Source organism: Streptomyces sp. R33, assembly GCF_041200175.1.
Classification (GTDB): domain Bacteria; phylum Actinomycetota; class Actinomycetes; order Streptomycetales; family Streptomycetaceae; genus Streptomyces; species Streptomyces katrae_B.
In genome coordinates this window covers 5809731-5829452 of sequence record NZ_CP165727.1, presented here as the reverse complement: position 1 = coordinate 5829452, position 19722 = coordinate 5809731, and the positions used below count along the sequence as shown (strand labels likewise).

Sequence of the window (19722 nt, the reverse complement as noted above, 5' to 3'; positions counted from 1 at the left end):
GCGGAGCGGGTGCCGCGGGGTGTCCCCCATCGTGGACCCGATACCGGTAGAGCGGTAGGGTTCGTAATGTGTTCGTGACATTCCGATAACGTACGCAGAACCCGTCGGCGAGGCGGTGCACGGCGTGAACGGAAGAGGTGCCGGGGCGATGGCCAGGGCGAGGAGCGAGGAGCGGCGCGGCGACATCGTGCGCGCGGCGGTCGAGGTGATCGCGGAGCGCGGCTACCGCGGTGCGTCACTGGGCGCGGTGGCGGAGCGCGTCGGCCTGACCCAGCAGGGGCTGCTGCACTACTTCCCGACCAAGGAGGCGCTGCTGGTCGCGGTGCTGGAGGAGCGCGACCGCTGGGACACCGGCGGCGGCTCGCGCGCCTCGGCCGGCGCCTGGCGCCTGGACCTGCTGGCCTCGCTGGTCGAGTACAACGCCATGCGCCCAGGGATCGTGCAGACCTTCTCGGCGCTGCTGGGCGAGAGCGTCACCGACGGGCATCCGGCGCGGGAGTTCTTCACCGAGCGCTACGCCCAGGTGCGCGCCGAGATGACGCAGGTGCTGCGCGCCGAGTTCGGCGACCGGCTCCCCTCGGGCCTCACCCCGGAGCAGGCGGCCCCGCTGCTGACCGCCGTCATGGACGGCCTCCAGTACCAGTGGCTGCTCGCGCCCGAAGCGGTGGACATGCCGGCCGCCTTCCGCTCGTTCCTGACCCTGCTGCGGGGGCCGGAAGCGGGCTGACCGCTACGAGCGGCCCAGGAGCGGGTCGCGTACGACGCAGGGCGGGCGCCGGGCCCAAGCGGGGACCAGGAGACCCGGTCGCGCAGGCGTCCCGTCCAGGGCCCCTGCTCCGAGCGCCGCTTGAGCGAGCAGGCTGTGGACGGCGGCCACCAGGGACACCAGGGCGACCGCGCCCACGCCCCAGGGCGGGCCGGCGGCCGCGAGCAGCCACTGCCCCGTCGCCCCCGGGCGGGCGGAGAGCGAGCAGCCACTGCCCCGGCGGCCGCCGGGCGGGCGGAGAGCGGGCGGCCGGGCTGGCATCCTGGACCCGTGAAGATCGCCGCAGCCCAGCTCACCTGCATCCCGGCCGACATACCCGCCAACACGGAGCGGAGCCTCGCCCTCGCCGCCGAGGCCCGGGAGCAGGGCGCCGAGCTCGTCGTCTTCCCCGAGTTCACGCTCACCGGCTACGAGCTGGCGGCCATGGCCGCCGATCCAGGCCTGTGGATGGCGGACGCCGACGACCCCCGCCTGGATCCGCTGCGCTCCGCCGGCATCGCCGTCGCCGTCAATGTCGCGCTGCGCACCGGCGGGCCGCTGCCCGCCATCGCGACCCTGGTCTACGGGGCGGACGGCCGGCACGTGACGACGTACGCCAAGCAGCACCTGTACGGGCACGAGCAGGACGGCTTCGCCGCCGGCGAGGGCCAGGGCCGCTTCGAGCTCGGCGGGATCCGCTTCTCCCTCGGCGTCTGCTACGACAACCACTTCGCGCAGCTCACCGGCAGCGCGGCGGCGGACGGCTGCCGGGTGCACCTGGCCAGCTCCCTGTACGGGACGGGCGACGGGATCCGGGAGCGGGCCACCGTGTACCCCGGGATCGCCGAGGAGCACGGCCTGTACGTCGTCCTCGGCAACCACGTCGGACCGGCGGGCCCGTGGACCGGCTGCGGCCGCGCCGCGGTCTGGGCCCCGGGCGGCGAGCTGCTGGCCGAGGCGGACGACCGTACGCCCTCGGTGGTGACGGCCGAGGTCGGCGCCTGACGACCCGCGCCCCCGGGGCCGACCGGGTCAGCCGATCGCCGGCACCTTCGAGTGCCGTCCGGAGCGCGTGCCGTCGTTCCGCTGCGCGGGATCCTGCGCCGGAGCCGGCTCGCGGTCCCGCACCAGTGCCGGCAGCACCAGGGCGAACGCCGCCGCCGTGTACACGCCGGTCCACAGCACCCAGCCGCCGGGCGGGACCCAGTGCGCCGAGAACGGCACCCAGGAACCGCTGGTGCCGACCGCGAAGCGCCGCAGCGTCCAGAAGAACGCCGCAGCGTTCGCCAGCGCGAGCCCGGCCGCGCCGAAGCCGACCAGCCTGCGCCACGGGAACCCCTGCTCGGGGGCCCGGCTCGCGCAGATCAGCACCGCCATCAGCGGCAGGCCGACGGCGAACGGCAGCAGGTAGCGGCCCTGCCAGACCATGCCGAGCTGCTCCGCCTGGGAGGCCTGGGCGACCACCGGCACCACCACGATCGCCACCAGCATGCCGATCAGCGCCACCGCCTCGCGCAGCCGGCCGTACGCCAGCCCCAGCGCGGTGAGCACCGCGATCACGCCGAGCCAGACCAGCCAGGTGAAGGCAGGTGCGGGGGTGTCCAGCCAGCCGAAGTAGCCGAGCATCTGGTGGACGTACGTCTCGGCGTTGCCGAAGGTCTGCCGGGCGGCTTCCTTGGCGGTGAGCGTCTTGGGCGTGTTGATCACCGAGTGATCGGGGTGCGCCCGGGCCCAGAGCAGCGCACCGGCCGTGGCCGCGCCGAGCAGCACCGTCCAGACCCACAGGGCCTTGCGGCGCAGCACCGAGCGCAGGACGCCGCGGTGCGCGAGCAGCAGGCCGAAGAAGACCGCGCCCGCGAACCAGATCAGCCCGAGCGGGCGGATGTTGATCAGCACGAGCCCGCCGACGCCGACCCGGGCCAGCCGCCGGTTCAGCAGCCGTGCGTCGGGTGACATCAGGATCGACAGCAGGGCGGTCCACACGAGGATGCCGGCGGCGATCTCCCCGCCGCTGGGGTTGACCATGCCGGCCATGTACAAGGTCATCGGCGTGGCCGCGGTGAACACGCCGAGCAGGGCCACCGAGCGCCGGCGCCGCCACTCTGCGGCGGTGACCACGGCGCCGGCCAGCAGCGCCGAGCAGAGCACGGCCGACATCAGCCGCATCAGGTACAGCCCGTGCGGCCCCTTGACCAGCAGGCTCGGCCAGCCGGTCGCCAGGTAGTAGGCCGGGTGGTAGCGGCCCGCCGCGGTGGTGACCTGGACGGTCTTCTCGGAGTGCCCGATCTCGGGGGCGCAGGAAGCGGACTTCTCCTCGTGCCAGGCGTAGCACTCGTGCTGCTTGGGGAGCTGCTTGTACCACTCCGGGAGCTGCACCCCGGTCTCGGCGAACTTGCCCTCGATGCCCGCCACCATGTGCGGGACCATCACCTCGGGGCCGCCGATCTGGCCCCGGGCGACGGCGGCCGCGCGGATGAAGTGGGCGTGCTCGTCGGGGGAACCGCCGAGCGGGGTGGCTGCCGACCAGGAGGCCGCGAGCGTGAAGAACAGCGCGAAGGCGATGGCCCAGAGCCGCTTGGGGGTCCGGGCCGACCAGTCGGCCAGGCGCGTCAGTGCGGAGATCATCGCTTCCTTCTGATCATCGGATGTAGCTCAGCCAGCTCTGGTCGCCGTCCTTGGAGCACTCGCCCTTGGGCGCGAACTTCGGGCACTTCCCGTCCTGCTGCCGGATGGTGTGCGACACCCAGGGCAGGATCCGGTAGGTGCCGTCCTGGGCCGGCATGTAGCGGTCGGACATCGAGGAGGAGACCGTGCCGAGGAGCAGGAGCAGGGCGCACAGGGTTCCGATCACGGCGCCCTCGCGGCCGGGCAGGCCCGGCGCGGCCTCGGACGCGGTGCGCCGCTCGGCCAGCTTCAGCGAGACCAGGTGCGCCACCAGCGCGCACAGGATCAGACCGCAGTAGAGCAGCTGGTTGTTGGTGCGCGTGTACAGCTGGACCGTCTGCGTCTCGTACATGTGCGAGGCGATGTACATGCGCATCACCCATGCGCTGATGAACATCGCGGCGATGGTGACGACGAGCGGCTTGCGCAGGCCCAGCCAGATGGCGGCGCCCAGGCACACGAACGTCACCAGGGCGAACAGCCCGACCCCGCCGAACTCCCCGGGCGGCGGCCAGTCGCCCACCTTGCCCGGCATGTCCGTGCGCCACATCAGGTAGTAGGCCGGGTCGGTGAAGTTGTCGAAGCGGAAGTTGTAGTCCTTGGTGGTCTGCCCTTCCTTCAGCATGACCATCAGGTAGCGCCCGGCCACCACGAGGAAGGCCGCGAGGGCTGCGCCCATGAAGGCCGCGCCCTTGAGCCGGCCGCTCTTCCACGGGAAGTACAGCAGTGCGGCGAACAGCACGCCGGCCGCACTCCACAGGAACCAGCCCGAGTACGTGAGGAACAGCACGCCCAGCACCGCCCCGAACCCGGCGCCCTTGAGCAGCAGCGGACGCCAGCCCTCGGTGCCGCTGCGGCGCAGCGCGACGACCATCGCCACCAGCACCGGGACCAGCAGGACGAGCACGGTCTGGCTGTACGGCTTGTACGAGTCGATCAGCGCGAACGCGGGCACGACGCCGAAGGCGAGCGCCCGGACCGGGCTCAGCAGCATCCGCCAGGCGAGGTAGACCAGCGGACCGAAGGCGGCCGCGCCGAGGATCTGGAGGTCCTTGAACGCGTACGCGGTATTGCCGCCGTGGAACCACTCGGCGTAGTAGCCGAGGGTGTAGAGCGGCATCGGCGGGTACACCGGCGAGCCCGAGGGCTGGCCGTTCGCGACGGCGTGGGCCCATTCGACGATCCGGCCGCTGTCGCCGTTGAGGCCGAACATCGGCCACGGCGTGCCCAGCAGCGCGACGACCGCGCCCGCCGCGACGAAACCGCTGGCCAGGCCTGCGATGGCCGCGGCGGCCAGCCGGGTGGCGAGGTCGAAATGGCGGCCGCCGCGCAGCCGCATCGCCAGCACCACGGCGGCGACGCACAGCAGCCCGATCAGCGCGAACCGCAGCTGGATCGCGGCCAGGCCGCTGACCTGCGCGATCCGGTTGAGCGGGTTGAGCTTGAAGCCGCGCGCCAGGAGCGGCAGGACCAGTGCCGCGGCGAACGCCACGGCGGCTTCCAGCAGCAGGAGCCCGCCGCGGGAGCGCAGTGCGCGCCGCGGGGCCGGGTCCGAGGATCCGGAGCTGCGGGGGGCGTGTGCGGCCGGTCCGCTCCCGGGGTCCGGGCGCACGGCCGCCGACCCCTCGGTACTGACTGTCACTGACGGTGTCCCTACTGCTGGTCGGTACTCGGCTCGGCGGCCGGTCGTCGTTCTCGGCAAGCCACTGCCCGGTTCCGGGCCCACGGGTCCGGAGCTCGGAAACTCAGGACGAGGGCGGCGGACTCAAGGACGGTGTGGGACAGCCTCGGCTCTTGCCGCCACGCATACTATCGGTCCGCCTGTGGCGGGCGGGGGTTCCGGGACGGCGGCCGGGGACGCCGGGGGCGGCCCGCGGCCTGGCGTGGGAAGGCGCAGGTCAGTCGAGGACCCCGAAGCCGGCGAGCACGAAGAGCAGCACCCAGCCGCCCAGCGAAAGCCAGCCGAGCACCAGGCCGATCGTCGCGGGCCCGGCGCCCTCGTCTCCGCGGGCGCGGATCTGCGCCTTGGCGATGTGGCCGGTGATCACGGCGCCCAGGCCGGCGGCGCCGAGCGTCGGCAGGCTGAGCACGCCCAGCGCGAGCGAGGTGATCGCCATCCCGTTGACCGGGCGGGGCGGCACGGGCATGGGCAGCGGCCCCGGCCCCGGCCCGTAGGCGGGCGGCAGGACCGGTACGGCAGCGCCGAACGGGGCCACCATCGGCCCGGCCGGCAGGTCCGCGACCAGCTGCGCGAGCTGCCCGTACGTCTGCGCCTTGTACGCCACGTCGAAGCGCTGCCCGTACTCCTCGCGGGAGAGCCGGCCCTCCGCGAAGGCGGCCTTGAGCACGTCCACCGTCCGGTCGCGGTCGGTGTGCGAGGCGCGCATCGCGGACTGCGGGGTGTGCGCGGGCTGCCACGGCTGCCCGTACGACTGCTGCTGCGGGCGGACCGGGTACGGCTGCCCCCACGGCTGTTCGGCCATCCGGCCACCTCCCAAGCCCCTGCGCGCAGGTGCGCGTCTCTCCAGGATGGAGGACGAACGGGCAGCGGCGATAGTTGCGGTGCCCGCGTGCCCGGCGGCCGTGACGAGGCCGGTGCCTGTGCCGCGGGCGTCGGGTGTGATGAGGTGGCGGGCATGACCGACTTCGAGACGATCACGGTTCCGGCCCGCCTGTGCGGATATCCCGGGGTGGCCTTCGGCGGCTATGTGGCCGGGGTGCTGGCCACGCGGGCGGCTGCGAAGACCGTACGGGTGGACTTCCGCCGGCCGGTGCCCACGGACACCCCGGTCCGGCTCGCCCCGACCGCCGAAGGCGGCGTCCGGCTGGTGGACGGCGAGCACCTGCTGGCGGCGGCGACCCCCGCCGAGCCGGCCGTCGAGGCCCCCGAGGCGCCGTCCTGGGAGCAGGCGCGGGCCGCGGCCGACGCGTACCGGGCGGCTCCCCCGGACGGGATGGTCGACTGCTTCGGCTGCGGTCTGCACCGCACGCCCGCCACGGGCCTGCGCCTGCACTGCGGCCGGGTGCCCGGCAGCGCCCTGGTGGCCGCCGCCTGGACCCCCGGTCCCGAACTCGGCGGCGCGGACGGACTGCTGCCGCCCGAGCTGGTGTGGGGCGCGCTGGACTGCCCGGGCAACGCGGCTGGCCGACTGCTCGACGACCGCCGGGCCGGTGCGGTCACCGCCGCCCTGACCGCGCGGCTGCTGCGGCCGGTGCCGGTCGGCGCGGGCCTCGTCTCGTACGCCTGGCTGCTCGGCACCGAGGGCCGCAAGTACCGCGTGGGCACGGCCCTGGCCACCGCCGAAGGCGATCTGTGCGCGATCGGCGAGGCCCTGTGGGTGGAACCCCGCGCCCAGGCCCAGCCCCAGGCCCAGCCCTAGCCCCAGCTCTGGACCCGGCCTTGACCTGGGCCTAGGCCGGCTGCCGAGCCGACCCCGGGAGAAGGTGCTTGGTTCCCCATGCCCCCAGGACTTCCAGGGCCGTGTTGAGCTCCTGGCCCAACGGGGTCAGCGAGTACTCCACGCGCGGCGGCACCTCTTCGTAGACCTCGCGGTGGACCATGCCGTCCGTCTCCAGCTCACGCAGCTGGGCCGCGAGCACCTTCTCCGAGATCCCCGGGACCAGCCGGCGCAGTTCCCCGAAGCGGCGCGGCCGCTGCTCCAGCTCCCACAGGAGCGACACCTTCCACTTGCCGTCGATCACGGACATCGCCGCGGCCACACCGCAGTGGTCCGCACCGGGCCTTCGCGTCACCGACATCGCGCACCCCTCCCCACCTGCTCGCTCACCTGGGAGTAACCACCCACTCCGAAGTGCGTACTTGAGCGCCTCTCGGCCTGCCACCAGGCTAAACGCCATGACCGACAACACCGTGACGAAGCGCCCGCTGACCCTGCTCGGCCTCGGCGACATGGGCACCGCACTCGCCCGCACCTGGCTCGCCGCCGGGCATCCCCTCACCGTATGGAACCGCACCGCCGCCAAGGCCGAGGCGCTCGCCGCCGAAGGCGCCGCCGTCGCCGCGAGCCCCGCCGAGGCGGTGGCGGCGAACGGCCTGGTCGTGCTCTGCCTGCTGGACGACGCCAGCGTCGGCTCGGTCCTGGACGGCATCGACCTGACCGGCAAGGACCTGGTCGACCTCACCACCGGTACGCCCGCCGAGGGCCGCAAGCGCGCCGCCTGGGCCGAGGCGCGCGGGGCCCGGTTCGTGGACGGCGGGATCATGGGCACCCCTGTGATGATCGGCGCCCCCGCATCCGGCGCGTACGTCTTCTACAGCGGCTCCCGGGCCCTGTTCGACACCCACCGCGCCGCCCTGGAGGTCCCGGCGGGCGCCCGCTTCGTCGGCGAGGACCCCGGCCACGCCGCGCTGCACGACGTGGCGCTGCTGAGCGGGATGTACGGGCTGTTCGCCGGCATCTCGCACGCCTTCGCGCTGATCGAGGGCGAGGACATCGCCCCGAAGGACCTGGCGCCCCTGCTGTCCGAGTGGCTCGGCGCGATGGGGTTCTTCGTGGCCGCCGCGGCCGACCGGCTGACCTCGGGGGACTTCACCACCGGCGTCGTGTCGAACCTGGCCATGCAGGTCGCGGCCAGCGGGACCCTGCTGCGCACCGCCGAGGAGCAGGGCGTCAGCGCGGAGCTGATCGGCCCGTACCTCGAGCTGATGCGGCGCCGCCTGGCCGAGGACCCGGCCGCCCACGCCGGCGAGGACACGGCCGGCGCGATCACCCTGCTGAAGCGGTAGCCCCGCGGGGCCCGTCGGCTACGAGTACGCGGGCGGCGGCGGTCCGAAGCCTCCGGCCGGTGCCTGGGCGTCCCCGGAGGTGCCCGCATCGGTGTCGGCCTTCGGGTCGGCCCCGGCCGCCCCGGCCTCCTCCTCCCCGGTCAGGTCCCGGACCATCAGCGTGGCCCCGGCCACCGCACCCGGCATCAGGAACACCGCCACCAGCGGCACCAGGAACGCCAGCACCAGCGGGACGCCGAAACCGAGCACCAGCATCCGGCGCCCCCGCAGCAGGACGAGCCGGTCGGTGAGTTCCACCCCGCGCCGCTGCAGCGCGACGGCGGTGAGCTCCTCGGCGAGGAAGAACCCGGACACGCAGAACCCGATCGCCGGGATCACGGTCTGCCCGATCACCGGGATGAAGCCGAGCGCGAAGAGCACGATCCCGTACAGCAGCACCCGGACCAGCACCCTCAGGCTGTCCCTGGCCGAGATCCACAGCTCTCGCCAGAGCGGGAGCCCGGACTCCGGGACGTCGCCGCCCTCGCTGCGGTCGACCTGCTCCGAGAGGGACTCGTAGAAGGGCTGGCCGATCAGCAGGGTCACGGCGGTGAAGGTGATGACCGCGACGAAGAGCCCGAGGCCGAAGACCAGGCCGGTGAGGAAGCCGCGGAACAGCCCCTGCCACGGCGAGGACCAGCCGTCGGCGAAGGGGGTGGCCCAGGCGGTCAGGTCGTCGGCGCCGTAGCCGAGCCCGACCAGCGCGCCGGCGTACAGCACCAGCGAGACCAGCCCCGGCAGCAGGCCGAAGCCCAGCCAGCGGCCGTGTCGCAGCACCCATCTCTGTCCGGCCAGCAGGTAGCCGAATCCCCCCGCAAGATCACGCATGGGTCCAGCTTAGAGCGGGGGCGGAAAACGGCGAAGGCCGCACCCCGGGATCGGGGTGCGGCCGTCGTGGAGCGCGAGCCGGATCAGACCGCGAGCTCGACCGTGATGTTGCCCCGGGTCGCCTTGGAGTACGGGCAGACCTGGTGGGCCTTCTCGATGAGGTCCTTGGCGGTGGCGGCGTCCACGTTCGGGATCGAGGCGGAGATCTTGACGATCAGGCCGAAGCCCTCGTCGTTCTTGCCGATGCCGACCTCGGCGGTGACGGTGGCGCCGGAGACGTCCGCGTTCTCGTTGCGGGCGACGACGCCGAGGGCGCCCTGGAAGCAGGCGCTGTAGCCGGCGGCGAACAGCTGCTCCGGGTTGGTGCCGGCGCCGCTGCCGCCCATCTCCTTCGGCGGGTTCACGACGACGTCGAGCTGGCCGTCGTTGGTCGCGACGCGGCCGTCACGGCCGTTCTCGGCGGTGGCCACGGCGGTGTACAGAACGTCGGTCTGCTGGATGGACATGTGAAGAGATCCTCCTGGTAATCGCCGTGACTCGCGCCCACGATCACGACGGTGTGCAGTGAGCCTAACCGGTGAAGGAAACGATCATCTTTCCGGTGTTGTCTCCGCGCAGCATGCCGAGGAAGGCCTCGGTCGCGTTCTCCACGCCCTCGACCACGGTCTCGTCGGCCACGAGCTCGCCGGAGCGCAGCCAGCCGGCGACGTCCTGGACGAACTGCGGCTGGAGCCCCGCGTGGTCGCTGACGAGGATGCCCTGCAGGCGCAGCCGCTTGCCGATGACCTGGACCAGATTGCGCGGGCCGGGGGTCGGCTCGGTGTCGTTGTACTGGGCGATCGCCCCGCACAGGGTGGCGCGGCCGTGCACGTTCAGGGAGGAGATGGCGGCCTCGAGGTGGTCCCCGCCGACGTTGTCGAAGTAGACGTCGATGCCCTCGGGGGCGGCCTCCTTCAGCTGCTCGCCGACGGGGCCGTTCTTGTAGTTGAACGCGGCGTCGAAGCCGTACTTCTCCGTGAGGAGCGTCACCTTCTCGTCCGAGCCGGCCGAGCCGATCACTCGAGCGGCGCCCTTGATCTTCGCGAACTGGCCGACGAGGCTGCCGACCGCACCCGCCGCACCGGAGACGAAGACGGAGTCGCCCTCCTTGAAGGAGGCCACCTCGAAGAGGCCGGCGTAGGCGGTCATGCCCGGCATGCCGAGCACGCCGAGGTAGGCGGAGAGCGGCGCGAGCGAGGCGTCGACCTTGGTGGCGTGCTTGGCGTCCAGGTCGGCGTACTCGCGCCAGCCCAGGCCGTGCAGCACGTGGTCGCCGACCTCGAAGCCCTCGGCGGCGGAGGCCACGATCTCGCCGACCGCGCCGCCGTCCATCGGCTTGTCCAGCTGGAAGGGCGGGACGTACGACTTCACGTCGTTCATGCGGCCGCGCATGTAGGGGTCCACGGACATGTGGAGGTTGCGCACCAGGATCCGGCCCGGGGCCGGGGCCGCGACCTCGACCTCGCGCAGGGCGAAGTCCTCGGCGACGGGCCAGCCCTGCGGGCGGCGGACGAGGTGCCACTCGCGGCTGACGGCGGGGATCTGAGACATGGGGCGCTCCCGAATCGAGGAATCGACGAATACTTCAGTAGGTGAAACAACCATGCGCCTGGATATTTCATGTTGTCAAGTAAATGGGTACTCTGGATCCATGCCCAGTCGTCGCGCAGATCCCCTGACCCTTGAGGTTGTCGAGCTCATCGGTACCGTCGTGGCCCGCTACCACGAGGAGTACGAGCACGCGGCAGCCAGTCACCAGCTCACCGGCGCCCAGGCCCGGGTGCTGAACCTGCTGTCCCTGGAGCCGATGCCGATGCGGCGGATCGCGCAGCAGCTGAAGTGCGAGCCCTCGAACATCACGGGCATCGTGGACCGGCTGGAGTCGCGCGGCCTGGTCGAGCGCAGGCCGGACCCGGCCGACCGCCGGGTCAAGCTGGCCGCCCCGACGGAGGAGGGCCTGCAGACCGCGGACCGGCTGCGCGAGTCGCTGGACTTCGCGCGCGAACCGCTGGCCGGGCTGTCCACGGCCGAGCGGGCGGTCCTGCGAGACCTGCTCAAGCGGATGCTGGGCTAGGCCGACTCCCTCGGATCCTGCCGGGTCAAGCCCGCGTCGTCCGGTCGCTCAGCAGAAGACCCAGAGGAAGCAGCCCTTGGTCGGCGACGGGCTCGGGCTCGGAGGGGGCGGCTGCGCCGTCCCGGATCCGGTCGGCGAGGGCTTCCCCGACTGACCGGGCTTTACGGACGGCCCCGGCCCGGTGGCATCCTTCGTCGGCCCCGTCTTGCCCGATGCGGAGGCCGACGCCGTCGGACCCGGCTGCGCGGACCCCTCGGCAGACGCCCCGGGTACGGCCGACTGCGTTCCGCCCGCGGTGGCCTTCGCGGCCCCCGAGGCCTTCACCGGCTTCAGCGCCGCAGGCGCGCCGGGAGTCCCTTTGCCGCTCGGCAGCGGAGCCGGGTCCTGCGGGCCGTTCCCGTCGGTGAGCACCACCTCGGCGGCCCGGTCGGTCTTCTGCCCCTCGGTGACGATCCGGGCGAGCGCGAACGTGCCCCCGATCGCGAGCACCAGGCCCAGCCCGACCGTCAGCATGGTCCGGCGGCGCCGGCGGTGCGTGGCGCGGCGCCGTGCACCGGCCCGGCCGTCATGCCCTCCGGACAGCACGACGATCGAGTCCGCGAACGGGTCGGCGGGCTCCTCACGCCGTGCGGAGCCGCCGTACGGGGCTGTGGGCACGGCTGGCCCACCGGCGGCGGGGGGCGGCAGGTACTCGACGGGGGTTCCGCACCCGGCGCACGCCAGGGCGCCGTTGAGGTGCCTCCGGCAGGCGTGGCAGTAGTCCATGACGTCCGCACGCTACGTGGTTCCACGCAACATCCGTATCGCGGGTTCGTGGAGGTCCTGTGTGGAATCGTGGCCTCCATGACTGCCTCAGCGCCCTCGGGACCCTTCGGTCCGGCTGCCTTCCAGCTGGTGCTGCTGCGCCGGATGGCGGACTTCCGGCCGGACCTCGCCGAGGAGGCGCGGCGGCGGCTGGGCGCCTCGCTCGCCGAGCAGCGGGAGGCGAACAAGCGCTGGCAGGCGATGGTCCGGTCCCCCCGCGCCCGCGGGGCGCTGGCCCGCTACCGCTCGGTGCTCGGCCCGCCGGAGTCCACGGCCGCCCGCACCATCGGCGACCTGGAGTGCGAGGCCCTGCTGTGGCCGGTGCCCCTCTGGCCGGACCTGCGCTTCGAGGTGCTGGCCGCGCCGGACGGGGCGGTGTGGAACGAGTGGCTGGTACGGGCCCCGGGCGCGCGGGGGCCCGTACTGGAGCGGCCCGAGGACCTGCGGCCCTGGTCGGCCACGGTGGACGAGGTGGCGCGGGCCTTCGCCCCGGTGCGCCCGATGGAGGGCACCGCGCCGACCCGCTGGCGCCTCGCGTTCACCGCGCAGGGCCGGCCGTGCGTGGCGGAGTTCACGTACGGCCTGCTCCAGCGCGTCGCGGTCGACGGGGTCGAGCTCTAGGAGCGGGTGCAGGAGGCGGGCCTAGGAGGCGCGTCTAGGAGGCGAGGAAGGAACGGACGCCCGCCGAGGTGGCGTCGTCCCCCAGCAGGTCGTTGTGCTGGAGGCAGCCGACCGGCGTGTTGGCCGCCCCGGCGAGCGGGACGCTGCCGTCCGGGTTGACGACCTCGTCGCAGTTCGACCAGAAGGTCGCGTACCTCACCGCGCCCGGGGTCTCGTCGCCCGCGTTCAGGTTCTTCACGACGTACGAACCGGGCGTCATGTCCCGGCACGCCTGGTCCCACAGGGCGCACGCCCACGCGGTGGAGGTGCCGTGGTTGGGTCCGGCCAGCGAGGCCCAGTGGTCGACGGTCGCGGCGCCGCCGCCGAACTTCACGTACCAGCGGCCGACGAGCGAGCCGAAGGAGTGCGCCACGATGTCGACCCGGGCGGCGCCGGTCTGCCGGCGGACCTGGTCGACGTACGCGCCGAGCCGCCCGGCCAGCACCTCGTTGACGGACTGGTGCGTGTCGTAACCCCAGGAGAAGAGCTCCGAGTCGGTGTACCCGGCGGCGCGCAGGTCCTCGCGCAGGCCGCCCCAGACGCCCGGGTCGGCGTTGTAGCCGTGGACGAAGACCACCGGATTGTGCGGCTGCACACGGGCGGCGGCCTGCGCCGGGAGGGGCGCGAGGAGGGCCGGGCAGAGCGTCAGGAGCGCCAACAGTCTCTGGCGGGGCGTCAGCATGGGGTCCCCTTTACCTTGTTACGCGCGAGTAGCGCGGACGGTGCGGGCATCGTGGTGCCTGTCGGTACAGAAATCCACCCCCGTGCAGCACCTCTCACCCCGTGCGCCACACCCGGCCGGAGCAGCCCAACGGGCGAATTGCCCCATTCGCCCGAGAAGATATGAAGTGCAACCGGCATTCGCCGGTCTTCTTGCGTCAGCGCTCTCGGGAGGATCTGCCGTGACCGTCAGTCTTGAGCAGTTGCGCCGCTGCCACGTCGCCGTCGACCTGGGAGCCGCCAGGACCCGCGTGTACGTCAAGGGCGCCGGCCTGGTCGTCGACGAGCCCAGCGTCGCCGCCGTGAACACCCGCACCGGTGCACTCATCGCGGTGGGGACCTTCGCCGAACGGATGACGGGCCGCACGCCCGACTACATCCGGGTCGTACGCCCCGTCTCCGGCGGCACCGTCGTCGACATCGAGATGGCCCAGCGGATGCTGCGCCACCTGCTCGGCGAGAAGCTGCGGCGCGCCCTGCGCCGCAAGCCCCGGCTCCGGGCCGCCGCCTGCACCCCGCACGATGCCGACCCGCTCGCCCAGCGGGCCGCCGTGGAGACGATGGTCGGGCTCGGGGCCCGGCGCGTCGAACTCGTAGACACCCTGATCGCGGCGGCCGTCGGCTGCGGCCTGCCCGTGGAGCAGCCGACCGCGACGATGATCATGGTGTGCGGGGCCGCCGCCACCCAGATCGCCGTCCTCTCCCTCGGCTCGATCGTCACCGCCCAGCGGATCCCGGTCGGCGGCGAGGCCATCGACCACGCCGTCGTCCAGCACCTGCGCCACGCGCACGAGCTGATGCTGCCCAGCCAGGCCGTCCGCCCGCTCCAGGTCGCCCTGCACGGCGCCGACATCACCGGCGGGGGCCCCACCTCCACCCTCATCCACGGCCGTGACGTGGCCACCGGACTGGCCCGCTCGGTCCACGTCGACACCGCCGCCGTACGGGACGCCATCCACACCCCGCTGACCGCCGTGCTCGACGGCATCGGCAAGGTGCTGCGGGACTGCCCGCCGGACCTGGTCGCCGACCTGACGGACCGGGGGATCATGATGGTGGGAGGCAGCGCCCTGCTGCCGGGCCTGGACCAGATGCTGCGCGATGCCACCGGAATGCCCGTCGCCATCGCGGAACGGCCGGACGTGTGCGCCGTGCTCGGTCTCGGCATGATGCTCGAAGGGAAGATCGCCCCGATGGTCCTCAACCCGCTGGCCGAATGACGGACGCAGCGCCAGAGCCGGCCGCTCCCGCAGGAGTACGGGCCACTTTGCCCGTACTCCTGGAGGCGGTGCTCGACGTCGGCTCCGAACTGGAGCTGCAGTCCACCCTCCAGCACATCGTGGACTCGGCGACCGGGCTGTGCACGGCGCGGTACGGAGCGCTCGGGGTCGTCGACCCCGAGCGCCTCCGGCTGACCGAGCTGTACACGGCCGGGCTGAGCGAGGCGGAGCGCGCCGCGATCCCCCGCCTGCCCGACGGGCGTTCGGGCCTGATCGGCGCGCTGATCACCGATCCGCGCCCGCTGATGCTGGAGGACCTGACGAAGGATCCGCGTTCGGCGGGGCTCCCGCCGGGCCATCCCCCCATGCGCACCTTCCTGGGCGTCCCCATCCGGGTCCACAACGAGGTCTTCGGCAACCTCTACCTCACCGAGAAGTCGGGCGGCGGCCCGTTCACCGAGGAGGACCTCGCCCTCGTACGCGTCCTGGCCTCGCAGGCGGGCATAGCGATCGGCAACGCCCGGCTGTTCGAGACGGCGCGCCGCCGGGAGCGCTGGATCGAGGGCGCCGCCGCCGTCACCACGACGCTGCTGGCGGGCCGGCCGGCCATGGACGCGCTGATGTGCGTGGCCGAACGGGCCCGCCTGCTCGCGGACGCGGCGGCCGGGGTGGTCCTCCAGCCGACCCCGGAGGGCGGCATGGAGATCGTGGCCGCCTCCACGCACGCGGACCCCGGGGACCTGGTCGGGACGGCGATCGCCCCCGGTTCGCCGGTCCTGGAACAGCTCCTGGGCGGCGAACCGGTCTTCATAGAGGACTCGTCCACCGATCCCCGGATGACCACACACGTCCGGGAACGTTTCGGCCCGAGCATGATGCTCCCCCTCCAGAGCGGCGGCCAGCTGATCGGCACCCTCGCCCTGCCGCGCGCCCGGGGCGGGCGCCCGTACGACGCCGTGGACCGGCTGCTGGCCTCGCAGTTCGCCTCCCAGGCCGCGCTGGCCCTCGTACTGGCGGACGCGCAGCACGACCGGGAGCAGCTGGCGGTCTACGAGGACCGCGACCGGATCGCGCGGGACCTGCACGATCTGGTGGTCCAGCGGCTGTTCGCGACGGAGATGATGCTGGAGAGCACGAAGAAGCGGTCGGCGGCCGCGCCGTCCGGGGACACGGTGGGCGACGAACTCGGCCGGGCGGTGGACGAGCTCGACTCCACCATCCAGGAGGTCCGCACCGCCATCTTCGCCCTCCAGCAGCCGCCGACGGACGCCCCGACGACGTTCCGGGGCCGGGTCCTGCGGGAGACGGGCGGGGCGGCGGTCCTGCTGGGCTTCCAGCCGTCGGTCCACTTCGCGGGCGCGGTGGACGCCCTGCTCCGGGAGCCGGTGGCCGGCGACCTCCTCTCCGCCCTGCGCGGCGCCCTGGCCGCGGCCCACCGCCGCTCGGAGGTCACGTCGATCGAGGTCACGGTGGACGCCACCCCGACCCGCGCCCGCCTGACGGTCACGGACGACGGCCGCACGGAGTCGGGCACGCGGGGGACGACGCTGAACTGGGAGTCGGCGCTCTAGGGGGTCGCGGACCTGTGGGTGCCCTTGAGGGCGATGCGGGTACTGGACTGCGCCACGCCGGCCTCCCGCTTGAGCCGGCGCAGCAGCGCGTCGAGCGCGGCGGGATCGGCGGCCCGGGCCCGTACGAGGTAGTCGTACTCCCCCGTCACGTGCACGACCTCGGTGATCCCGGGCAGCGTGACGACCCGCTCCTCGAACTCCTCGTTGGTGGTGTCCTGCCGCAGGCTCAGATCGATGAAGACCACGAGCCCGCCCCGGGTGTCGGCGGCCGGATCCACGATGACGGTGAACCCGCGGATCACCCCGTCCCGCCGCATCCGGCGTACCCGGTCGGCGGTGGCGTTGGCACTGAGCCCGACGCGGACGCCGAGGTCGCGGTACGAGATCCGCGCATCCTGCTGCAGGATGCCGAGGATTTCCCTGTCGAGGCGGTCCATACCGCGATTCTCGCAGTCCGGGCCGATATACGCCGCTGCGCGGATGCCCCCGCCCCTCACCCTCCCGTTCCATGAGCGAATTCCTCTCCCCCGCTTTGTCGGGCGCGGTCGCGGGCCTGGGCGTGGCGATGCCGATGGGCGCGATGAGCGTGCTGCTGCTCCAGGAGGCGATGCGGAACCCCCGCACGGCGATGGCCGCGGCGGCGGGCATCGCCACGGTCGACCTCGCCTACGCGGCCCTGGCCACCGCTCTGGGCCCCTGGGTGGCCTCCCACGTGACCCCGATCGAGGCCTGGATCCGCCTGACCTCGGCGGCCATCCTCCTGGCGATAGCCGCCCACGGCATCCACAACGCCACGGCCCCGCCGCTCACGGCACGGGTCCCGGGGCACGATCCCGGCCTCTCGAACCGGTCGCCGCTCCAGGCACCCGGTGCGGGGCGCAGCCCCGATCTTTCAGCCTCGCCGGCGTTTGAGGCGCGGGGGCTGGGGCGGAGCCCCGGTTTCGGGAAGGGGCAGGGCGGGGAACTGCCGCCCGCAGGGCCCGAACGCACCGACCCTCGGCCCGCACCGGACCCCTTGGCCGGGACCGGGGCCGGGGCCGCGGAAGGGCTCGAGCACGAAGCCGGGGCCGGGGCCGTCAGGGCGTTCGGACGGTTCGTCGGGCTCACCGCCGTCAATCCGACCACCGCCCTCTACTTCGCCGCCCTCACCACCGCCCAGGCCTCCGCCCTCACCAGCCCCACCACCGCCGCCGCCTTCCTCACCGGCGTCGCCGCCGCCTCGCTCCTCTGGCAGCAGGCCCTCGTCGCCCTCGGCGCCTTCGCCGGCCGCAAGATCTCCCCCGCCGCCCGCGCCTGGACCTTCCGGCTCGGCTACGGCCTCGTCGCTGCCTACGCCCTGAAGATCGCCCTCCCCCTCCCCCACCTGACGTGACCGGCCCCGCCGGAGGTGACCGCCCCACCCCGACGGGACCGGCCCCGCGCAACGAGACCGCCCGTCCCGACCGGGCCGCCCCGCCTGACGTGACCGGCCCCGCCGGAGGTGGAACCGACCCGCCCCGACGGGACCGGCCCCGCGCAACCGGGCCGCCCCGACCAACTCGGCCCGCCCCGCCCGATACCCACCCCCTAGGGTGATTCCGTGACGACGACCCGCCTCTCGGCCCGCGCAGCCATCGCCTCCGTGACCGACCCCGGCAGCTTCGCCGAACTTCCCGCCCCCCACCGCGACTCGGCCCCCGACGGCCCCCTCACCTGGGCCGGCTACGACGACTCCCGCGCCCGTGCCGCCGCGCGGACCGGCGAAGAGGAGTCCGTCGTCACCGGGACCGCCCTCATCGGCGGCCGCCAAGCCGCCGTGATCTCCTTCGAGTTCGGCTTCCTCGGCGGTTCCCTCGGCGAACGCACCGGAGACCGGCTCGAAGCCGCGTACGCCCACGCTCGCGAACACCGCCTCCCCCTCGTGTCCCTGATCGCCACCGGCGGCTCCCGCATGCAGGAGGGCATGCTCGCGCTGACCCAACTCCAGCGCGTGGCCCGCCAGTCCGTCCTGACGCGCGCCGCCGGGCTCCCGCAGATCGCCGTCCTGCGGGATCCCACCACCGGCGGCGGCTGGGCCACGCTCGGCGCCGGGGCGGACGTCGTGCTCGCGCTCCCGGGTGCGCAGGTCGGATTCGCGGGCTCCCGGGTCCGGCCGGCGGACGCGGACCCGGCGGCGTACACCGCCGAGGGCCAGTACGCCGCCGGGCACGTCGACGCCGTCGTCCCCGCAGCCGAGCTGCCCGCGACCCTCGCCGACTGGCTCCGCCTGTTGGCCTCGCCCCGCTCCGCCCAGCCGGTCGAACCCCCGGCGGCGCTGTCGGACGTACCGCCCCCGGCCGGGGGCTGGGACGCCGTACGGCAGGCCCGCCACCCGGACCGGCCGCGCGCCGAGGCGTACCTGGACGCCTACTTCGCCCTCCGCCTCCCCCTCTCCGGGGACCGGGCGGGCGGCACGGACCCCGGGATGCTGTGCGGATTCGGGCTGCGGGAGGGGCGGGCCGTCGCGTACGCCGCCCAGTGCGGCACGGCGACCCGCCCGGCGGGCTACCGTACGGCCGCGCGCGTGATCCGCCTCGCGGACCGCCTCGGCATCCCCGTACTCACCCTGGTGGACACCCCCGGCGCGGCCAACGACGCCGCGGCGGAACACGCGGGCGCCGGAGCCGCCATCGCGGACACCTTCGCGGCGGTCGCGGCGGCCGGGGTCCCGGTGACCACCCTCCTGATCGGCGAGGGGGGCTCGGGCGGCGCCCTCGCGCTGGCCGCGCCGGGGAACACCTGGGTCACCCCGGACAGCTACTTCTCGGTGATCGCCCCCGAACTGGCGGCGGCCATCCTCAAGCGCCCCCCGTCCGAGGCGCCGGCCACGGCGGACCAGCTCCGCATCCGCCCGCAGGACCTGGTCGACCTCGGCGTCGCACGCGGCGTGGTCGGGCCGGCCTGACCGGACTCCCCGCGTTGTCAGAGGCAGCGGCCAGGATGTCCGTCATGACGGACGGAATAACCTGGCTGGCCGCGCCCCGGTCGATCGCCTTCGGCGGCTACAGCGTGGTGATGGCCCACGGGCTCACCCCGAAGGAACTCGTCGGGCGCCTCACGGAGACCCTGCACGGGCCCGCGCACACCGCGGTACCGGTGGGCGACCTCACCGGGGCCGAACTCCTCGCTCTCCTGGTCGACTACGAGGACATCGGCCTGCGCTACGGCCGCAGCGGCGCATGGTCGTACGCGGTCGCGTACGGGGGCTGGATGGGCGAGTTCGGCGGCCTGCCGCCGCTCTCCCGCGGCGGCGTGGACATCTGCCACCTGGAGTTCGAGGAGGAGAACGGCAAGCCGGTCCCGCCGCAGTTCGCCTACGTCCGCGACGAGGTCGTGCTGAGCGCCTTCAACCTGCACCTGGACGGCTCCTGGGGCTACGACGGTGTCGTCGGCGAGCCCGGGGCGGCCGCCCGTGTGCAGGCTGGGCTGACCGCCGCGGGCCTCCCGGACGAGGCCGCGGACCGCAGGGACGTCCACCGCACCGCCCTGGGCGTCGTGGAGCGCCACTTCGGCCTCTCGCTGCCCCGGGACGAGATCGTGACGGGCACGCTCCCGGCCGTACTCCTGGAACCGGCGTAGCGCCCTGCCTGTTC

At 73.7% G+C, this 19722-nt stretch carries 22 protein-coding genes; 11 read left to right on the top strand and 11 right to left on the bottom strand.

The features are described from left to right. Positions 1-148 precede the first annotated feature (148 nt). Positions 149-727: a TetR/AcrR family transcriptional regulator gene (locus tag AB5J51_RS26710; RefSeq protein ID WP_053785296.1), complete on the top strand. Its 579-nt coding sequence runs from the start codon at positions 149-151 to the stop codon at positions 725-727. A 3-nt stretch (positions 728-730) separates the two neighbouring features. Here the strand turns inward: AB5J51_RS26710 and AB5J51_RS26705 are convergent, their stop codons facing one another. Continuing rightward, positions 731-1027: a hypothetical protein gene (locus AB5J51_RS26705; RefSeq protein WP_369778812.1), complete on the bottom strand. Its 297-nt coding sequence runs from the start codon at positions 1025-1027 to the stop codon at positions 731-733. Positions 1028-1036: 9 nt separating this feature from the next. Between AB5J51_RS26705 and AB5J51_RS26700 the strand changes: the two genes are divergently transcribed. After that, on the top strand, positions 1037-1750 hold the full coding sequence (locus AB5J51_RS26700; RefSeq protein WP_369778811.1) for a carbon-nitrogen hydrolase family protein: 714 nt from the start codon (positions 1037-1039) through the stop codon (positions 1748-1750). A gap of 27 nt (positions 1751-1777) precedes the next feature. Here AB5J51_RS26700 and AB5J51_RS26695 read toward each other — a convergent pair whose 3' ends face one another. The 3 genes from AB5J51_RS26695 to AB5J51_RS26685 form a co-directional block, all read right to left on the bottom strand. Next, positions 1778-3370 (bottom strand): DUF2142 domain-containing protein, encoded by a 1593-nt coding sequence (locus tag AB5J51_RS26695; protein WP_369778810.1) that lies wholly within the window; start codon positions 3368-3370, stop codon positions 1778-1780. Positions 3371-3383: 13 nt separating this feature from the next. Then, positions 3384-5051, bottom strand: coding sequence for a hypothetical protein (locus AB5J51_RS26690; RefSeq protein WP_136226969.1), 1668 nt, complete (start codon positions 5049-5051; stop codon positions 3384-3386). Positions 5052-5307: 256 nt separating this feature from the next. Next, on the bottom strand, positions 5308-5892 hold the full coding sequence (locus tag AB5J51_RS26685) for a DUF1707 and DUF4190 domain-containing protein (protein WP_369778809.1): 585 nt from the start codon (positions 5890-5892) through the stop codon (positions 5308-5310). Between the two features lie 153 nt (positions 5893-6045). Here AB5J51_RS26685 and AB5J51_RS26680 point away from each other — a divergent pair, with 153 nt between their 5' ends. Then, positions 6046-6789, top strand: a complete 744-nt coding sequence (locus AB5J51_RS26680) for a hotdog fold domain-containing protein (RefSeq protein WP_053785300.1) — start codon at positions 6046-6048, stop codon at positions 6787-6789. A gap of 31 nt (positions 6790-6820) precedes the next feature. On the opposite strand, the gene AB5J51_RS26675 is transcribed toward AB5J51_RS26680, so the two are convergent. Further along, entirely contained in the window at positions 6821-7168 is a 348-nt protein-coding gene (locus tag AB5J51_RS26675; protein ID WP_053785301.1) for a helix-turn-helix domain-containing protein, read from the bottom strand. 97 nt (positions 7169-7265) lie between these two features. Here AB5J51_RS26675 and AB5J51_RS26670 point away from each other — a divergent pair, with 97 nt between their 5' ends. Next, positions 7266-8156 carry an NAD(P)-dependent oxidoreductase gene (locus AB5J51_RS26670; RefSeq protein ID WP_053785302.1) on the top strand — a complete coding sequence of 297 codons (891 nt, stop codon included), beginning with the start codon at positions 7266-7268 and terminating at the stop codon, positions 8154-8156. Between the two features lie 18 nt (positions 8157-8174). Here the strand turns inward: AB5J51_RS26670 and AB5J51_RS26665 are convergent, their stop codons facing one another. From AB5J51_RS26665 to AB5J51_RS26655, 3 genes are all read right to left on the bottom strand, one after another. After that, positions 8175-9023 (bottom strand): EI24 domain-containing protein, encoded by an 849-nt coding sequence (locus AB5J51_RS26665; protein WP_053785303.1) that lies wholly within the window; start codon positions 9021-9023, stop codon positions 8175-8177. A gap of 83 nt (positions 9024-9106) precedes the next feature. Continuing rightward, entirely contained in the window at positions 9107-9529 is a 423-nt protein-coding gene (locus tag AB5J51_RS26660; protein WP_053785304.1) for an organic hydroperoxide resistance protein, read from the bottom strand. 64 nt (positions 9530-9593) lie between these two features. Then, a complete protein-coding gene (locus tag AB5J51_RS26655; RefSeq protein ID WP_133898130.1) occupies positions 9594-10613 on the bottom strand; it encodes an NADP-dependent oxidoreductase in 1020 nt (339 codons plus the stop codon). A gap of 100 nt (positions 10614-10713) precedes the next feature. On the opposite strand from AB5J51_RS26655, the gene AB5J51_RS26650 reads away from it, so the two are divergent. Beyond that, positions 10714-11136: a MarR family winged helix-turn-helix transcriptional regulator gene (locus tag AB5J51_RS26650; protein WP_053785306.1), complete on the top strand. Its 423-nt coding sequence runs from the start codon at positions 10714-10716 to the stop codon at positions 11134-11136. 48 nt (positions 11137-11184) lie between these two features. On the opposite strand, the gene AB5J51_RS26645 is transcribed toward AB5J51_RS26650, so the two are convergent. Further along, positions 11185-11793, bottom strand: coding sequence for a hypothetical protein (locus AB5J51_RS26645; protein WP_369778808.1), 609 nt, complete (start codon positions 11791-11793; stop codon positions 11185-11187). Between the two features lie 186 nt (positions 11794-11979). On the opposite strand from AB5J51_RS26645, the gene AB5J51_RS26640 reads away from it, so the two are divergent. Continuing rightward, on the top strand, positions 11980-12561 hold the full coding sequence (locus AB5J51_RS26640; protein ID WP_053785308.1) for a hypothetical protein: 582 nt from the start codon (positions 11980-11982) through the stop codon (positions 12559-12561). A gap of 34 nt (positions 12562-12595) precedes the next feature. Here the strand turns inward: AB5J51_RS26640 and AB5J51_RS26635 are convergent, their stop codons facing one another. Next, positions 12596-13282, bottom strand: a complete 687-nt coding sequence (locus AB5J51_RS26635; protein WP_369778807.1) for an esterase/lipase family protein — start codon at positions 13280-13282, stop codon at positions 12596-12598. A 220-nt stretch (positions 13283-13502) separates the two neighbouring features. Between AB5J51_RS26635 and AB5J51_RS26630 the strand changes: the two genes are divergently transcribed. Both AB5J51_RS26630 and AB5J51_RS26625 read left to right on the top strand, forming a co-directional pair. Beyond that, positions 13503-14540, top strand: coding sequence for a rod shape-determining protein (locus AB5J51_RS26630; RefSeq protein ID WP_030291391.1), 1038 nt, complete (start codon positions 13503-13505; stop codon positions 14538-14540). Continuing rightward, entirely contained in the window at positions 14537-16111 is a 1575-nt protein-coding gene (locus AB5J51_RS26625; protein ID WP_136226975.1) for a GAF domain-containing protein, read from the top strand. Before AB5J51_RS26630 ends, AB5J51_RS26625 begins: the two co-directional genes overlap by 4 nt. Here AB5J51_RS26625 and AB5J51_RS26620 read toward each other — a convergent pair. Continuing rightward, a complete protein-coding gene (locus AB5J51_RS26620; protein ID WP_053785311.1) occupies positions 16108-16548 on the bottom strand; it encodes an Lrp/AsnC family transcriptional regulator in 441 nt (146 codons plus the stop codon). The genes AB5J51_RS26625 and AB5J51_RS26620 overlap by 4 nt on opposite strands. 71 nt (positions 16549-16619) lie before the next feature. Here AB5J51_RS26620 and AB5J51_RS26615 point away from each other — a divergent pair, with 71 nt between their 5' ends. The 3 genes from AB5J51_RS26615 to AB5J51_RS26605 all read left to right on the top strand — a co-directional run bounded on the left by AB5J51_RS26615 (position 16620) and on the right by AB5J51_RS26605 (position 19708). Next, positions 16620-17483: a LysE family transporter gene (locus tag AB5J51_RS26615; protein ID WP_369778806.1), complete on the top strand. Its 864-nt coding sequence runs from the start codon at positions 16620-16622 to the stop codon at positions 17481-17483. Between the two features lie 207 nt (positions 17484-17690). Beyond that, complete coding sequence (locus tag AB5J51_RS26610) at positions 17691-19034, top strand: carboxyl transferase domain-containing protein (RefSeq protein WP_369778805.1); 1344 nt, start codon at positions 17691-17693, stop codon at positions 19032-19034. Between the two features lie 44 nt (positions 19035-19078). Next, positions 19079-19708 (top strand): hypothetical protein, encoded by a 630-nt coding sequence (locus AB5J51_RS26605; protein WP_369778804.1) that lies wholly within the window; start codon positions 19079-19081, stop codon positions 19706-19708. Positions 19709-19722: the final 14 nt, after the last annotated feature.

What these genes read in the sequence shown, in the direction of transcription:
- AB5J51_RS26710 (WP_053785296.1), top strand. Translation starts at nt 149, where the DNA reads ATGGCCAGGGCGAGGAGCGAGGAGCGGCGCGGCGACATCGTGCGCGCG.
- AB5J51_RS26705 (WP_369778812.1), bottom strand. Translation starts at nt 1,027, where the DNA reads ATGCCAGCCCGGCCGCCCGCTCTCCGCCCGCCCGGCGGCCGCCGGGGC.
- AB5J51_RS26695 (WP_369778810.1), bottom strand. Translation starts at nt 3,370, where the DNA reads ATGATCTCCGCACTGACGCGCCTGGCCGACTGGTCGGCCCGGACCCCC.
- AB5J51_RS26685 (WP_369778809.1), bottom strand. Translation starts at nt 5,892, where the DNA reads ATGGCCGAACAGCCGTGGGGGCAGCCGTACCCGGTCCGCCCGCAGCAG.
- AB5J51_RS26680 (WP_053785300.1), top strand. Translation starts at nt 6,046, where the DNA reads ATGACCGACTTCGAGACGATCACGGTTCCGGCCCGCCTGTGCGGATAT.
- AB5J51_RS26675 (WP_053785301.1), bottom strand. Translation starts at nt 7,168, where the DNA reads ATGTCGGTGACGCGAAGGCCCGGTGCGGACCACTGCGGTGTGGCCGCG.
- AB5J51_RS26670 (WP_053785302.1), top strand. Translation starts at nt 7,266, where the DNA reads ATGACCGACAACACCGTGACGAAGCGCCCGCTGACCCTGCTCGGCCTC.
- AB5J51_RS26665 (WP_053785303.1), bottom strand. Translation starts at nt 9,023, where the DNA reads ATGCGTGATCTTGCGGGGGGATTCGGCTACCTGCTGGCCGGACAGAGA.
- AB5J51_RS26660 (WP_053785304.1), bottom strand. Translation starts at nt 9,529, where the DNA reads ATGTCCATCCAGCAGACCGACGTTCTGTACACCGCCGTGGCCACCGCC.
- AB5J51_RS26655 (WP_133898130.1), bottom strand. Translation starts at nt 10,613, where the DNA reads ATGTCTCAGATCCCCGCCGTCAGCCGCGAGTGGCACCTCGTCCGCCGC.
- AB5J51_RS26650 (WP_053785306.1), top strand. Translation starts at nt 10,714, where the DNA reads ATGCCCAGTCGTCGCGCAGATCCCCTGACCCTTGAGGTTGTCGAGCTC.
- AB5J51_RS26640 (WP_053785308.1), top strand. Translation starts at nt 11,980, where the DNA reads ATGACTGCCTCAGCGCCCTCGGGACCCTTCGGTCCGGCTGCCTTCCAG.
- AB5J51_RS26635 (WP_369778807.1), bottom strand. Translation starts at nt 13,282, where the DNA reads ATGCTGACGCCCCGCCAGAGACTGTTGGCGCTCCTGACGCTCTGCCCG.
- AB5J51_RS26625 (WP_136226975.1), top strand. Translation starts at nt 14,537, where the DNA reads ATGACGGACGCAGCGCCAGAGCCGGCCGCTCCCGCAGGAGTACGGGCC.
- AB5J51_RS26620 (WP_053785311.1), bottom strand. Translation starts at nt 16,548, where the DNA reads ATGGACCGCCTCGACAGGGAAATCCTCGGCATCCTGCAGCAGGATGCG.
- AB5J51_RS26615 (WP_369778806.1), top strand. Translation starts at nt 16,620, where the DNA reads ATGAGCGAATTCCTCTCCCCCGCTTTGTCGGGCGCGGTCGCGGGCCTG.
- AB5J51_RS26605 (WP_369778804.1), top strand. Translation starts at nt 19,079, where the DNA reads ATGACGGACGGAATAACCTGGCTGGCCGCGCCCCGGTCGATCGCCTTC.